Origin of the sequence: Rhodoferax saidenbachensis (assembly GCF_031457975.1) — a bacterium.
Lineage (GTDB): Bacteria > Pseudomonadota > Gammaproteobacteria > Burkholderiales > Burkholderiaceae_C > Allorhodoferax > Allorhodoferax saidenbachensis_A.
On sequence record NZ_JAVDXO010000001.1, the window covers coordinates 590,099 to 603,901 of the forward strand.

Genomic DNA, 13,803 nt, shown 5'->3' on the forward strand with positions numbered 1-13,803 from the left:
ACTGGATTAGTGGGAGCGAGTGATGCACATCAAAACTTTGCAAATACAAAACTACAAGAGTTTCTGGCAGTCTGAAGAAATTCCGTTCGAACAGGGGTTCAACCTCATCGTTGGACAAAACGATGCAGGCAAGAGTGCACTGTTGGAGTGCCTTCTACCTGGGATCGAAAACAAACCTCATAGAAGCATGCTGACTGCCCCTGAAGGCCATATTCAAGATGTTCCAGAAAGCACTGCTACAAAAAGAATTCAGCTGACCAGCGGTGATTTAAAAGCCTACCTGAGTAGCTCTAGAGATCTAGGGGTACCCGGAAACGGCAATGAATCGGATTCAGTAAAGCAACGATTTACCGAAAGGGTTGAAAGTGGTGGTGAATTCAAAGGAACTTGGATTCAGCGCAATTTTCAGGATGGAAACTTTGAACCCCCATTTGCCGGCGGTTCTCCATTGCGATTCAAGAACACGAAATGGCCAAGTGGCATTGAGCTGGGTGAGCACCACGTAACCGGTGGAGGGAATTGCTTGCAAGACATTGGCTGGCGGATTGGTGAGGATATCTATGGTTTTAAGGCGGAGCGCTACAGGGTTGGCGCCAGTACTGCAAATGGGAATCGGGTTTTGTTACCCGACGCATCAAACTTGCCGGAAGTTCTGAACAAATTGGCGGAAGACCCCGCGACAGAAAAAGAGCTTCTCAATAACGTCCGAACAATATTTCCTCACATAAAGCACATATCAGCTGCATTGGAGGGAAACAACACTGCACATATTCGTATCTGGACGCATGACATCTCTACAAGGCGTAGAGACCTTGCAATTCCACTGGCGGACAGTGGTAGCGGGATCGGCCAGGTGTTGGCCATGCTCTATGTTGTTGTGACTGCCGACCGTCCCAAAGTCATCCTTATTGACGAGCCACAAAGCTTCCTTCATCCCGGTGCAGTGAGAAAGCTTTTTGAAATTCTCCGAACACACTCGCAGCATCAATACATTTTGACAACCCACGCCCCCATGGGGCTAGCAATGACCGGCTCAGAAAACATGCTTCTGGTTAGACGTGGTGAAGAGCAATCAACAGTAACGCGCTTAGATCCGGCCACCCAAGAAGGAGTGAGCATATTTCTGTCTGAAGTCGGCGCCCGCCTAAGTGACGTCTACGGCGCTGACAACGTCCTATGGGTGGAAGGGAAAACTGAAGAGCGATGCTTCCCTATTATTTTGAGAGATGTCGCGCATCAAAAGATAAGAGGTACGCAAATACTGGGGGTAGTCAATACCGGTGACTTGGAAACGGAGCACGCAGACAGGGTTGTAGAAATCTATCAACGCTTGAGCAACAGTGCTTCTGTCCTACCGCCAGCACTTGCGTTCGTTTTTGACAGTGAAGGTCGATCCCAAAAGGAAATGGACGACATTTCGCGTCGAGCAAACGGACTTCTGAAATGGCTTCCCCGACGGATGTACGAGAACTATTTAATTGACTGCCAAGCGGTTTGCGCTGTGATCAATGAAGAGGACACCACTCGCATGGCGCCACTCTTGGAAGAGACAGTCAAGAGTTGGCTAACGGATCATGGGGCTAATTCAAAATTCTTCCCAAAAACAGGCGCGTCATCCAACTTCGGCACAGAAGAGTGGAACAGAGATGTGCACGGGGGCAAGATTCTTCAGGACTTGTTCGGTGAGTTCACGGAACAGCGTGTGCGATACGACAAGGTAAGGCACGGGGAAAAATTGACCACCTTGTTGTCAACTAGACCGACACCGTCAATCAATGAGTTAGCCGTATTTCTCTCTTCATTTTTCCGAGAGTAATTGATAGTCCGTTCATTGAAGAATCGACCAATTCATCGGCGGCTTCACCGAACGGCGTGGCAACGCGGTACGCTAGGGCCCCGTTCATCACACCGCCCTGCCCCATGCCCAACTACTGGCTCATGAAAGCCGAACCCGCCGAAGCCTCGGTCGACGATGTGCTGGCCATGCCCAACGCCACCGTGCCATGGACCGGTGTGCGCAACTACCAGGCGCGCAACTTCATGCTCGACGGCATGCAGGTGGGCGACGGCGTGTTGTTCTACCACTCCAGTTGTGCCGAGCCCGGCATCGTGGGCATTGCGCGCGTGGCGTCGGGTGCGTACACCGACCCCACGCAGTTCGACGCCAAGTCGCCCTACTTTGACGCCGCCAGCAAGCCCGAGGCGCCGCGCTGGCGGCTGGTGGATGTGCAGGTGCTGCGCAAGACGCGCAACCTGACCCTGCTCGAGCTGCGCGCAGACGCTGATCTGCAAGACCTCATCGTGCTGAAAAAAGGCAACCGTCTGTCCATCACGCCGGTAGAGCCCCGGCACTGGCACACCATCCTGCAGCGGCTTGGCAGCCCGGGTTTACAAGAGGCGTTTTAGGCCTCTAGCCCCCGTAGATATTGCGCTGGCAGCTACTGAATATGTAGCAAGTAGAGTAGATTCTCAGACAGGCGCCTCAAGGACGGCTCAGAATTTCAATCGCTTTCTGATTCCTATGCAAACGTGCCGTGTCCAGTGCGGTACGACCAGTGCTGTTTTTAGAATTTCTTTTGGCACCAGCCTTGAGCAATTCATCCAAAAGCCCCTCTCTATCGAAGGCAGCGTCGATTAGCGGCGTACTTCCATCTAATCTCCTTAGATTGGAATTGGCTCCACCTTTCAACAGCAGACTTAGCATCTTTAGGTTGTTTTTACTGATGGCTTGGAATATGCAATAGCACTCGTCAACATTGCGACCAAAGTTTTGCATCAAAGAGGCAAGAAGAGCTACTGCATCGGTGTTATCAGCAAAAACCCCGTTGGACAACGGACTGTCCATATCTTCGTTAGTGGCGTATAGATCAGCACCGGCCGCGATTAGTTTCTCAATTGACCCAACCGAGCCGTTAATCATTGCTTTGTGCAGAGCAGTACTTCCGTCCGCCGATTTTTCGTTTATTGCTGCATTTTGTCTAAGCAACGTTGCGACGATCTCATCGTGCCCGAATAGTGCCGCAATCATCAAACCGGTCTCGCCACGAGCATTTTTTGCTTTTACTAAATCCGGTTTTTTCTTTAAGGCCGTCGATACATCATCTTGCGAACCTGACTGAACGTATTGAAAAAACAACGCCTCTTGCGCTGCTTCAGGTGTTTGCGATTGAGCATTTAGAGCCGTTGCCAAGACGAAAGCACATACATACAGTTGAAATTTGTAGCTCATTTTTGATTCAATTGCTCCTATTGGTAATCCAAGCGACAAAAATTCAGCCCTGCTTGCTCTCCAGCAACTTCACCAGCGCCCACAGCACCCGGTTCGCCGGCGTGGCAATGCCCAGTGCCTGGCCGCGGCGCACCACCAGGCCGTTGAGGTAGTCGATCTCGCTCTTTTTGCCGCGCGCCAGGTCTTGCGCGGTGGATGAGAACTGCCCCGGCATGGTGTCAAAAATCATGCGTACGGCCGCGTCCACGTCGCCTGCCACCTGCACGCCCTCCGCTTCGGCCACAGCCAGGCATTCGTTCACCACATCGCGCATCACATCCTGCACGCCCTCACCCACCGCCGTTTTGCCATAGGGCAACTGGGTGATGGCGGAGACGGCGTTGTAGGCACTGTTGAGGATGAGCTTGAGCCAGAGCGCGCCGCGCACGTTGTCGGACACCTCGGCGGCAATGCCGGCCACCACCAACGCCGGGGCCACGTGGGCCGCCGATGGCTCGATCACCAAGTCGCCCCGCCCATGGTGCTTCACGTGGCCGGGGCCGGCCATCTCGGTCGCCACGTAGACAACCGCAGCCGCCACGGTGTGGTGCGGCAGCACGGCCTGCAGGCGGTCGGCGTTGTCCACGCCGTTTTGCAGGCACAGCACGGTGGCGCTGTGTGCCAGGTGCGGCAATATTTGCGCACCCGCGGCTTCGGTGTCGGTGGACTTGACGCAAAACAGCACTAGGTCCGCGCCCTCGACCGCACTGGCGTCGGAGCTCGCCGACAGGCGCACCTGTTCGTCAAAGGTTTGGGTCTCCATGCGCAGGCCGTGGGCCTGGATGGCTTGCACATGGGCAGGCCGGGCAATCAGCGTCACGGCATGGCCGGCGCGGGCCAGCATGCCCCCAAAGTAACAGCCGACGGCGCCAGCGCCCATGACGGCAACGCGAAGGGGGGCAGCAGCGGGAGAAGACGGTGGCATAGGGCAACTCGCAGGTGGGTGGGTACGCGCCATTCTAGGCAGCCCCGCCTTCCCCTACACTCGTACCCAACACTCCCAACCCCACCACACCATGACACTCGCAACCGATCTGGAACGCTTGGCTCTACAGGAGCAACGCCTGCAATTCGATGCCTTTGACCAAGCCACGGCATGGACGCTGGGAACAAATATCAAGGCGCTGTGCGAAGCGGCCGGTGTGGCGCTGGCCATTGAGATTCGCCTGGCCAAGGAAACGGTTTTTTACTACGCCATGCCGGGCACCGGCCCCACCAATGCCGACTGGGCACGCCGCAAGCGTAACGTGGTGGAACTGCTGCACACCAGCTCCTACGCCGTGGGCCTGAAGCTGGAGCAGGAAAAGAGCACGCTGGAGGCCAAGCAAGGCCTGCCCCTGCGCGACTACGCCACACACGGCGGCAGCTTTCCCATCCGCGTGCGTGGCGTAGGCCAGGTGGGCGTAGTCACCGTGTCGGGCATTCCCCAGCGTGAGGACCACGCCGTGGTGGTAAAGGCATTGGCCACGCTGTGTGGTGTGCCACTGGCCGAGGTGGCACTGGACTAAACCTGCGAAGGCTGCGCTTGGGCCATCAGAAAGGTGGCCTCAAACTCTTCGGCCGGAATGGGTTTGGAATAGAAGTAGCCCTGCAGCAGATCACAGCCCTGCAGCGTACAAAACTCCAGCTGGGCCTGGGTCTCCACGCCTTCCACCACGATCTGCATGTTCAGTGCCTTGGCAAAGGCGATGATGGCCATGAATAGCTTTTCGCTCTTGCCGCCCTCCCCCAAAGCGGACACAAAGCCCTTGTCAATCTTCAGGATGCTAATGGGAAACAGTTTGAGATGGTCCAGCGACGAGTAACCGGTACCAAAGTCGTCCAGCGACATGGCGACACCCTGGGCAGAGATCTCAGACAATAGGGACACCGTGTCCGTTGTCACCTCGATCAACATGCTCTCCGTGATTTCCAACTCCAGCGCATTGGCTGGCAGGCCGCTCTGCGCCAATGCGGACATCACAGTATGCGGCAGTTGCGCCTGTTTGATCTGTACCGCAGACAGATTGATGGCCAGCGTCAGATCAGCCAAGCGGGGGGAATAGCGCTCGCGCCATGCCTTGAGTTGTCGGCAGCCCTCATGCAACACCCAGGCACCTATGTCGACGATCAGGCCCGTTTCTTCGGCAATCGCCAAAAAGGCGGCGGGTGACAGCACGCCCAGACGAGGATGGTGCCAGCGCAGCAGCGCTTCCATGCCACGCAGGCTGCCATCCGCAGAGCGAATTTGCGGCTGGTAGTAGATTTTGAGTTCGTCTTTCTCCAGCGCGCGCTGTAAGTCATTCTTGATGACCGAGCGGAACTGCACCGCCTCTTGCAGGGACACGGAATAGAAGCGGCTTTTGTTGCGGCCATCCAGCTTGGCTTGGTACATAGCCAGATCGGCGTACTTCAGTAGGTCGGCCGCGTTGTCGGTGATGTTGCCCAGTACCGCAATGCCGATGCTGGCGGTGATGGTCTGCTCGCTAGACCCAATAAAGATGGGCTCGCGCAATCTGGCATTGATGCGGTCGGCCAGCACGATGGCTTGTTCATCGTGGTCCAAGCTGGTCATCATCACCACAAACTCATCACCCCCCAAACGGCACAGCAGGTCACCATCGCGTGCAATGAGCGTCAGGCGGCGTGCCACCTCCACCAGCAGCTGGTCCCCAGCGTCGTGCCCCATGGTGTCATTGATGCTTTTGAAATCATCCAGATCTAGCAGCAGAATGGCCAGCCTACCGTCACTGCGGCGCACACGGGCCAGTTGGGCCTCCAGCGAGCGCTCAAAACCGCGGCGGTTCATGAGCCCGGTCAGCGCATCGTGCTCGGACAGGCAGCGCACCTGCTCCAGGCTGTAACGCAGGCGCTCTTCAATCTGGAAGCGTTGGCGTGCCTGCACCACCACCCGGGTCAGGTGGCGGCTGTTCACTTCATCTTTCAGCAAGAAGTCTTGCGCGCCCGCCTCCAGGCACTCTTCGGCTAGGCTCTCGTTCTCATACCGGCTGAGCATCACCACGGCCACACTGTCATAGGCACCGCCCCGCAATGCACGCAGCACTTCCAGTCCATTTTGGTCGGGCAGGCGGTAGTCGAGCAAGATCGCATCGAACTTTCGGTTTGACGCCATCTGCAGCCCTGCAGCTGCAGTCTCCGCATAGCTCACATCGCAGGGCACAGCGCTTTTGCGCAGGGTGCGCGTAATGGCAAGCCGATCCAATTCATCATCGTCAATCAACAGCAGCGAGAGTTCAGCAATCATGGATACCTTCATCGCTAAGCGATCAACTCCACCACACGCCAGTAGCCATGCAGCATCTCCATGGCACGCAGGACACCATCTCCCACCTGGCTCTTGATGATGTAACCCGCGATGTTGTGTTGGTAGGCAATGGCCTTGTCCTCCTCCGCCTTGGAGGTGGTCAGCACAAACACCACGGCGCTGGACAATGCAGGGTCTTTGCGGATCTCGGCCAGCACTTCCAGGCCATTCATGCGCGGCAGGTTCAGGTCCAGCAGCACCAGATAGGGCCGGTGGGATGCGTTGCACTCGCGCAGCTTGGCTAGCCCTTCCATGCCATCCCGCGCACGCACAATGGGATTGGTGATCTGCAGCTTCTTCAGTGCCCGCTGGATGCCCATGACATCCACATCATCGTCATCCACCAGCAGCAGGGTGACATCCTTATCGGTTTTATTGGCTTGCATTGTGGTTCTCCTCAGTCGGGCTTGATGGGCCAGGTAAAGCGGAACGCGCTGCCCAGCTTTCCGTCAGACTCCAGCGTGACAACACCCCCCACCGTCTCTACCGCCTTCTTCACGATGGCCAGACCCATGCCACTGCCCTCGACTTCGTCACGGGGCTTCAGTGTCTGAAAGATGGTGAACACGCGTTTCTGGTGTTCGGGGGGAATGCCGGGGCCGTCGTCGCGTACCAAAAATTCGTAGCCACCGGCACAGGGCTGCGCCTGCACCCAGATGGTTCCCTGCGGTTTGTCATGGTGCTTGATGGCGTTGTTGATCAGGTTGCGCAACACCAGTTCCAGCGGCACCTTCTGCGTGCGCAATACGGGCAAATCCTGCGCGGCAACCAGTTGAATATTTTTCTGCGAGGCCGCCAGCTCAAAAATATCGCGCACCAGGTTGCCGGTGTTCACGGCTCCCACCGGATTGTCAGACTGCCCCACGCGCGAGTAGGCCAGCAAGTCGTCCAGCAGCATTTCCATGCGGCCTATACGGCTGCGCATCAGGCGCAGATGCTCTTGCGTCTCGTGGCTCAACGAATCGCCCAGGTCCTCGGCAATCCAGGTGGCAAGCTGATCCACCCCGCGCAGGGGCGACTTCAGGTCGTGCGAGGCCACATAGGCAAAGTTATTCAGATCGTCATTGCTACGTGTGAGCTGCCCCACCAGGTTGCTCAGCTGCAGCTCCGACTGTTTGCGGGCCGTGATGTCCACAATGGCGGACAAAACCTTGAGCCCTGTGGCGGTCATGATGGGGTTCAGGCCAATTTCTACCGGGAACTCACTGCCATCCTTACGCAGGCCATACAGGTCGCGGCCACTGCCCATGGCGCGCGGGCTTGGGTCAGAAAAATACGCCGCGCGGTGGTGCGGGTGGCCTCCGCGAAACCGCGCGGGCAACAGCATGTCGATGGACTGGCCCAACAGCTCGGAACGGGAGTAGCCAAAGATGGCCTCGGCCTGGGAGTTGACCATTTCAATCACGCCCGACTTGTCAATCATGACCATGCCGTTGGGCGCCATTTCCACCACCTGGCGGAACTGTTCCTCCTGCCGCTTGCGCTCTGACAGATCGACGATGGCCGACACCACCTTGATGCCCTCTGCACTTTTGATGGGAGTGAGACCAATTTCGATGGGGAATTCGCCGCCGTCCTTGCGGCGCCCAAACAGGTCGCGGCCAATGCCCATCAGCCGTGGACTGGGCTGGGCCACGAAGCTCGCCCGGTGGGCCGGATGCACACGCCGGAAACGCTCGGGCAGCAGCACCTCAATGGCCTGGCCCAGCAACTCTGTTCGGGAATAGCCAAAAATGGTTTCGGCCTGCCGATTCACCATTTCGATCAGGCCGCCCTCACCGATCATGACAATGGCGTAAGGCGCCATTTCCACAATCTGGCGGAATTGCCCCTCCTGCCCCTGCACCACCGCATCGTCCATGCACCTCCCCCGCTTTTTTTAAAAAAGCAATGCAAATAAACCCTGCGCGCGGCGTTGCTCTTTATAAGCTTAAGGCTTTGGCAACATGGTGCCGCGCGTTGGGCTGACTATGGCGGATTCTTGATCTTTGTCAAGACACCGGATGCTGGCCGAGGTGACGCTGGATTAACTAGAGCGCACCGCGAGTGAGCTTGGCATAGTCTGCTTCAAGCTTGGTGCGGTCCACGGTTTTCAGCGCAGCGTCAAAGGCGTTGCGCAGCTCCAGGCCCGCAGGTGTGCGCTTGAAGCACACGTGCAAGGACAGCTCCGCAATCGGCTTGGCACCAAACGTAATCTTGTCGGCACCGCCGGTGTGCGACAGGGTGTAGTCCAGCACATTCTTGTCAATGACGATGCCCTTGATCTTGCCGCCGCTGAGCTTGTTGACGTTGATGGCATCGCTGGCCGCCACTTCCACGCGCTGGTGCTTGTCCTTCACCAACTGGTCAAACGCCTCACCGTTGGAATAGCCATCCACCACGCCCAGGCGGTAGTCGGCCAGGTCATTCAGCGTACTCCAGTTGATAGGCGCACTGCGCAAGGATGCAATGCCAAGCACACTCATGCCCATGGGCTGCGACAGATAGCAGGCCTGCTCACGCTCCTTGCTGTAGTACTCGGGAAAGTAACCGTCAAAGTTGGGATCCTTCTCGCCCTTCTCCAGCGTGACCGACCACTCGAAGGATGCGGTCATCAGCCGGTAGCCCGCCGCCTTGGCCACCACCGAGGCCACGCGGGTAGATACCCCCGACTGGGGCAGCAAGGTGCCGGTATAGGGCGGCCACTCCAGGGTGGACAGACGGATGAGCTTGGTGGTCTGCGCGAACGCGCCCGACGCCATCAGCAAAGACAACCCCAAAGACCAACCCAGGCACCGCATATGCATTCCCCGATCAGGCCGACAAACACTTGCCGTAGCCTGAGGTGAACCTTATCGGCATGTGCCGGGCAAAGATTGGCGCTGTGCGACCCGAATTGCCTCAATTGCGACGCGCGATCGCACCCCAAATTGGGATCCTATTTTGGTGCGTTGTCGCCGAGATACTTTTGGTAAATGGCTTTGAAGTGCCCGCTTTTCTTGAGGGCGGCCAAACCAGCATTGAAGTCGTCACGAATCTTCGCATCGCGAAACACTGGGCGGTAGGCCAGGGCCTCACGCATCACGTCCACCTCCATCCCGGAGTTGGTTTCAGGAAAACAAAACGGGGGGATGCGATCGCCAAACGCCAGACTCCCCCAGAACACCAAGGTTGCCAGCGTAAAAGTACGCATGGAGTGCCTCCCTTTCGATTTCAACGCCGCCGCGCGGAGCGCACGCCGCTCAGCTCACCCACAATCTTCAGCACCCGGGCTAGCTTGCCGGACTCGGCCACTTCCACGGTAAATGTCATCCATGCCGTGCCTTTGACGGACTGGGTTTGCACGCCGATGACGTTCATTTTTTCCTTGGCAAACACTTCGGAGATGTCACGCAGAAGGCCCTGGCGGTCATGCGCCTCCACCGCCACGTCCACGGGGTAGACATTGCCGTCTTTGCCTTGGGGCGTGCCCCACTCCACTTCGATCAGGCGGTCGCCGCTGCGGTTCACCATGTTGCGCAGGTTGGAACAATCTGAGCGGTGCACGCTCACACCCTTGCCGCGCGTGACAAAGCCGCTGATGAGGTCGGGTGGTGCGGGCTTGCAGCAGCGCGCCAGCTGCGTCATCAGCGAATCGATGCCCACTACCAGCACACCGCCCTTGCCACCGGCCGCGCGCGGCTTCTTGAGCGGCATGTAGTCATCTTGCGTAGCGGCCGGCTCGGGCGGGCGCAGCAGCATCTCGATGTTGCGCAGCGAAAACTCATCCTTGCCCACCACCTCAAACAGCGCGTCGGCGTTGTTAAAGCCCAGCTGGCTGGCCAGGTCGTCCAGCTTGATGGCGGTCTTGCCCTCGCGCTGCAGCAGTTTTTCCACCGCCTCGCGGCCCTTGGCCATGGTCTCGCCCATGGCCAGCGCGTTGAACCAGGCACGCACTTTGGCGCGTGCGCGGTGGCTCACCAGGTAGCCCAGCTCGGGGTTGAGCCAGTCGCGCGAGGGACCGCCTTCTTTGACCGCAGTCACTTCCACGGTCTGGCCATTTTTGAGGGGCGTGTTCAACGGCACCATGGCACCGTCCACCTTGGCGCCGCGGCAACGGTGGCCCAGGTTGGTGTGCACGCTGTAGGCAAAGTCCACCGCAGTGGCGCCTTGGGGCAGTTCCACAATGGCTGCGTCGGGCGTCAGCACATAAATGCGGTCTTCAAACATGCCCGCGCCGTCGCCCCCGGCATGCGCACCCGACAAATCACGCTCCCACGCCAGCAACTGGCGCAGCACGGCGATCTTGGCGTCGTACTCGCCTGCCGCCGTCACGCTGCCACCGTAGCCCTTGGCACCGGCCTCTTTGTAGGCCCAGTGCGCGGCCACGCCGTGTTCGGCATGGTCGTGCATGGCCTGGGTGCGAATCTGCACCTCAATGGGTTGGGCACCGGCGTCCCTGACGACGGTGTGCAGCGACTGGTAGCCGTTCGGCTTGGGTCGAGCGATGTAGTCGTCAAACTCATCGGTCACCGGTGCAAACTGGCTATGCACCCAGCTTAAAGCGGCATAGCAGTCCGGCACCGCGGGCACGACGATGCGCAGCGCACGGATGTCATACACCTGGTCGAAGCCCAGCGACTTGCCGCGCATCTTTTTGACGATGCTGTAGATGTGCTTGGGTCGGCCTTGCACCGTGGCCTGGATGCCCTGCGCGGCCAGTTCATCTGCCAACTGCTGGCGCAGTTTTTCGATCGAGGCCTCGCGCTCGGCACGCTTTTCGTCCAGCAGCTTGGCGACCTGTTTGTAGGTCTCGGGCTCCAGAAAGCGGAACGACAGGTCTTCAATCTCCCACTTGACTTCCCAGATGCCCAGCCGGTTGGCCAGCGGGGCAAACACCTGCAGCGCCTCGGACGCCAGACCCGGCGGCACGGGCAGCTTGGTGGCGGCAAAGTGGCGCAGTGTCTGCAGCCGCGAGGCCAGGCGCAGCATCACCACGCGCAGGTCTTTGGAAAACGCCAGCAGCATCTTGCGCACGCTCTCGGTCTGCGCTGCGGCGGTTTGCGCCATGGGTGCCGCGTTGCCGCTGTGGCTGGCCGAGTTCTGTGCCACGCGCGCCATGCGCTGCAGGCGCACCAGCTTGGTGGTCTCCAGCGCCAAGTCGGCAAAGTTGTCGCCAAAGGCCTTGGCGATCACCTCATGGGGTTTGTTCAGGTGGTCGCAGGCATAGACCAGGTAGCTGGCAGCCTGCATGGCTTCAGACCCGCCGATGGTGCGCAGGATGGCAGCCACGGCGTCGGCGTGCAGCAGCACGTTCTCGCCGGTGTCCAGAGTTTGGGTGGCCAATAGGGGCTCGGCAAAGGCACGCGCACGCGCCAAGGCGCCGGCCTGTTCGGGCAGGCTGTCCGCGGTGGCCGCGATGACCTGCGGGGTGGCCGAGGCACTGTGCTCGGCATACAAACTTTTCATGCAGGGCTCACATCATCCGGGGCATCTCACCCCAGTAAAAAACTCGTTACGGTGTTGACCTGGTCAGGTGCGATCAGGGTGGGAGCATGGCCCACACCGGCAAATTCAACCAGCCGCGCCTTGGGGCCGCGCTGGGTCATGGCCTGCGCGGTGGCGGTTGATAGCAAATCGGAATTGGCACCGCGCAGCAGCAGCGTTTGCGCCGTAATGCTGTCGTACAACTGCCAGAGCTGGGCCTCGCCCTGCGCGGCAATCTCTTGCGTCACCGCACCAAACGGCACGGCGATAGCCGGGTCGTAATGCAGGGCCACGCGGCCGTCGGGGGCTGGCTTGACCATGTGGCGCGACAACTCCAGCCACTGCGCCGGGGTGTGTGGGCCAAAGCTTTGCGAGATGGCCCACATGGCGTCGGCCGCCTGCTGCAGGCTGTCGAAGGTTTGCGCCTTGCCCAGGTAGGTGCCAATGCGGGCCAGAGCCTCCCACTGCAGGGTCGGGCCTACGTCGTTGAGCACCAAGCGGCGCACCGAAGCACCCACGGTCTGCGCATGGGCACAGACCGCTAGACCGATGAGGCCGCCCATACTGGTGCCCACCCAATCCAGCGTGGCGGGTTTCAGGTGGGCCAGCAGGGCCAGCATGTCAGCTGCGTAGCTGGGCAGCTGGTAGCCCTGGGGGTCTTTGAGCCAATCGCTCTGGCCGCGGCCCGCCACATCGGGGCAGACCACGCGCAGCGGCTGCGGACTGCGCGCCAGCAGCGCCTGGGCCAGCACGTCAAAGTCGCGCCCCTGGCGCGACAGGCCATGGACGCAGACGATGGTGTGGGTTGCCTCAGGCGCACCCCACTGCCAGTACGCCATGCGGTGCCCACCGTTGGCGTCAGCGCAGGGTACGTAGTTCAGCGTAGGGTCAGCCATGGTGGAATCACTCGTTTGATAATGACCACATCCTAATGGAAACCCCCTACTCTTTTGGAAGGAAGCAGCATGTTGAAAGGTAAAACCGCCATCGTGACCGGATCCACCAGCGGCATCGGTCTGGGCATCGCCAAGGCGCTGGCCGCCCAGGGCGCCAACATCGTGCTGAATGGCTTTGGCGATGTGGACGGCCCCAAGGCAGAAATCGCCGCGCTGGGTGCCCAGGTGGGTTACCACGGGGCCGATATGAGCAAGCCCGCCGAGATCGAAACCATGGTGCAGTACGCCACCACCACCTTTGGCGGTGTGGACATTCTGGTGAACAACGCCGGCATCCAGCATGTGGCGCGGGTAGAGAACTTCCCAGTGGAAAAGTGGGACGCCATCATCGCCATCAACATGAGCAGCGCCTTCCACGCCACGCGCCTGGCCCTGCCCGGCATGCAGGCCAAGAACTGGGGCCGCATCATCAACGTGGCCAGCGTGCACGGTCTGGTCGGTTCGGCCGAAAAGTCCGCCTATGTGGCGGCCAAGCACGGCGTGGTGGGCCTGACCAAGGTGACCGCGCTGGAGAACGCCACCAGCGGCGTGACCTGCAACGCCATTTGCCCTGGTTGGGTGCTCACGCCCCTGGTGCAAAAGCAGGTGGATGCGAAGGCCACCGCCCAAGGTATCAGCAATGCCGATGCCACCAAGCAGCTTCTGGGCGAGAAGGAGCCCTCGCTGCAGTTCACCACGCCCGAAGAGCTGGGCGCGCTGGCCGTGTTCTTCTGCTCGCCCGCTGGCGACAACGTGCGTGGCGTGGCCTGGAACATGGATGGCGGCTGGGCCGCACAATGAGAGACCTTTAGGCCTCTAGCCCGCGTGGAATATGCGCAAGCAGCTCCTGT

Annotated in this window: 13 protein-coding genes; 4 read left to right on the forward strand and 9 right to left on the reverse strand. The window is 59.5% G+C overall.

Annotated features, from left to right (window positions below; all coding sequences use genetic code 11):
- The first annotated feature begins 22 nt into the window (after positions 1–22).
- Together J2X15_RS02840 and J2X15_RS02845 are read left to right on the forward strand one after the other, a co-directional pair.
- Positions 23–1,816: an AAA family ATPase gene (locus J2X15_RS02840; protein ID WP_310339317.1), complete on the forward strand. Its 1,794-nt coding sequence runs from the start codon at positions 23–25 to the stop codon at positions 1,814–1,816.
- Between the two features lie 104 nt (positions 1,817–1,920).
- Positions 1,921–2,406 carry an EVE domain-containing protein gene (locus J2X15_RS02845; RefSeq protein ID WP_310339319.1) on the forward strand — a complete coding sequence of 162 codons (486 nt, stop codon included), beginning with the start codon at positions 1,921–1,923 and terminating at the stop codon, positions 2,404–2,406.
- 76 nt (positions 2,407–2,482) lie between these two features.
- Here J2X15_RS02845 and J2X15_RS02850 read toward each other — a convergent pair whose 3' ends face one another.
- Both J2X15_RS02850 and J2X15_RS02855 read right to left on the reverse strand, forming a co-directional pair.
- Positions 2,483–3,229, reverse strand: coding sequence for an ankyrin repeat domain-containing protein (locus J2X15_RS02850; protein WP_310339321.1), 747 nt, complete (start codon positions 3,227–3,229; stop codon positions 2,483–2,485).
- Between the two features lie 43 nt (positions 3,230–3,272).
- Positions 3,273–4,193, reverse strand: coding sequence for a ketopantoate reductase family protein (locus J2X15_RS02855; RefSeq protein ID WP_310339323.1), 921 nt, complete (start codon positions 4,191–4,193; stop codon positions 3,273–3,275).
- A gap of 91 nt (positions 4,194–4,284) precedes the next feature.
- Between J2X15_RS02855 and J2X15_RS02860 the strand changes: the two genes are divergently transcribed.
- Positions 4,285–4,776 (forward strand): heme-degrading domain-containing protein, encoded by a 492-nt coding sequence (locus tag J2X15_RS02860; RefSeq protein WP_310339325.1) that lies wholly within the window; start codon positions 4,285–4,287, stop codon positions 4,774–4,776.
- On the opposite strand, the gene J2X15_RS02865 is transcribed toward J2X15_RS02860, so the two are convergent.
- The 7 genes from J2X15_RS02865 to J2X15_RS02895 form a co-directional block, all read right to left on the reverse strand.
- Positions 4,773–6,512, reverse strand: coding sequence for a putative bifunctional diguanylate cyclase/phosphodiesterase (locus J2X15_RS02865; protein WP_310339326.1), 1,740 nt, complete (start codon positions 6,510–6,512; stop codon positions 4,773–4,775). The genes J2X15_RS02860 and J2X15_RS02865 overlap by 4 nt on opposite strands.
- 14 nt (positions 6,513–6,526) lie before the next feature.
- Positions 6,527–6,958, reverse strand: coding sequence for a response regulator (locus J2X15_RS02870; RefSeq protein ID WP_310339328.1), 432 nt, complete (start codon positions 6,956–6,958; stop codon positions 6,527–6,529).
- A gap of 11 nt (positions 6,959–6,969) precedes the next feature.
- Complete coding sequence (locus tag J2X15_RS02875; protein ID WP_310339329.1) at positions 6,970–8,433, reverse strand: sensor histidine kinase; 1,464 nt, start codon at positions 8,431–8,433, stop codon at positions 6,970–6,972.
- 169 nt (positions 8,434–8,602) lie between these two features.
- A complete protein-coding gene (locus J2X15_RS02880) occupies positions 8,603–9,358 on the reverse strand; it encodes a substrate-binding periplasmic protein (protein WP_310339330.1) in 756 nt (251 codons plus the stop codon).
- 131 nt (positions 9,359–9,489) lie between these two features.
- On the reverse strand, positions 9,490–9,744 hold the full coding sequence (locus J2X15_RS02885; protein ID WP_310339331.1) for a hypothetical protein: 255 nt from the start codon (positions 9,742–9,744) through the stop codon (positions 9,490–9,492).
- Positions 9,745–9,764: 20 nt separating this feature from the next.
- Positions 9,765–11,999, reverse strand: a complete 2,235-nt coding sequence (locus tag J2X15_RS02890; RefSeq protein WP_310339332.1) for a RelA/SpoT family protein — start codon at positions 11,997–11,999, stop codon at positions 9,765–9,767.
- Between the two features lie 26 nt (positions 12,000–12,025).
- Entirely contained in the window at positions 12,026–12,913 is an 888-nt protein-coding gene (locus J2X15_RS02895; protein ID WP_310339334.1) for an alpha/beta fold hydrolase, read from the reverse strand.
- Positions 12,914–12,982: 69 nt separating this feature from the next.
- Here J2X15_RS02895 and J2X15_RS02900 point away from each other — a divergent pair, with 69 nt between their 5' ends.
- The gene (locus tag J2X15_RS02900; protein WP_310339336.1) at positions 12,983–13,753 is read left to right on the forward strand and encodes a 3-hydroxybutyrate dehydrogenase; all 771 of its coding nucleotides are present in this window, start codon (positions 12,983–12,985) and stop codon (positions 13,751–13,753) included.
- Positions 13,754–13,803 lie beyond the last annotated feature (50 nt).

Bases quoted from the DNA above. Each gene is read 5' to 3' on its own strand.
- J2X15_RS02865 (WP_310339326.1), bottom strand. From the start codon at position 6,512: ATGATTGCTGAACTCTCGCTGCTGTTGATTGACGATGATGAATTGGAT.
- J2X15_RS02850 (WP_310339321.1), bottom strand. From the start codon at position 3,229: ATGAGCTACAAATTTCAACTGTATGTATGTGCTTTCGTCTTGGCAACG.
- J2X15_RS02895 (WP_310339334.1), bottom strand. From the start codon at position 12,913: ATGGCTGACCCTACGCTGAACTACGTACCCTGCGCTGACGCCAACGGT.
- J2X15_RS02845 (WP_310339319.1), top strand. From the start codon at position 1,921: ATGCCCAACTACTGGCTCATGAAAGCCGAACCCGCCGAAGCCTCGGTC.
- J2X15_RS02880 (WP_310339330.1), bottom strand. From the start codon at position 9,358: ATGCATATGCGGTGCCTGGGTTGGTCTTTGGGGTTGTCTTTGCTGATG.
- J2X15_RS02900 (WP_310339336.1), top strand. From the start codon at position 12,983: ATGTTGAAAGGTAAAACCGCCATCGTGACCGGATCCACCAGCGGCATC.
- J2X15_RS02885 (WP_310339331.1), bottom strand. From the start codon at position 9,744: ATGCGTACTTTTACGCTGGCAACCTTGGTGTTCTGGGGGAGTCTGGCG.
- J2X15_RS02875 (WP_310339329.1), bottom strand. From the start codon at position 8,433: ATGGACGATGCGGTGGTGCAGGGGCAGGAGGGGCAATTCCGCCAGATT.
- J2X15_RS02860 (WP_310339325.1), top strand. From the start codon at position 4,285: ATGACACTCGCAACCGATCTGGAACGCTTGGCTCTACAGGAGCAACGC.
- J2X15_RS02855 (WP_310339323.1), bottom strand. From the start codon at position 4,193: ATGCCACCGTCTTCTCCCGCTGCTGCCCCCCTTCGCGTTGCCGTCATG.
- J2X15_RS02890 (WP_310339332.1), bottom strand. From the start codon at position 11,999: ATGAAAAGTTTGTATGCCGAGCACAGTGCCTCGGCCACCCCGCAGGTC.
- J2X15_RS02840 (WP_310339317.1), top strand. From the start codon at position 23: ATGCACATCAAAACTTTGCAAATACAAAACTACAAGAGTTTCTGGCAG.
- J2X15_RS02870 (WP_310339328.1), bottom strand. From the start codon at position 6,958: ATGCAAGCCAATAAAACCGATAAGGATGTCACCCTGCTGCTGGTGGAT.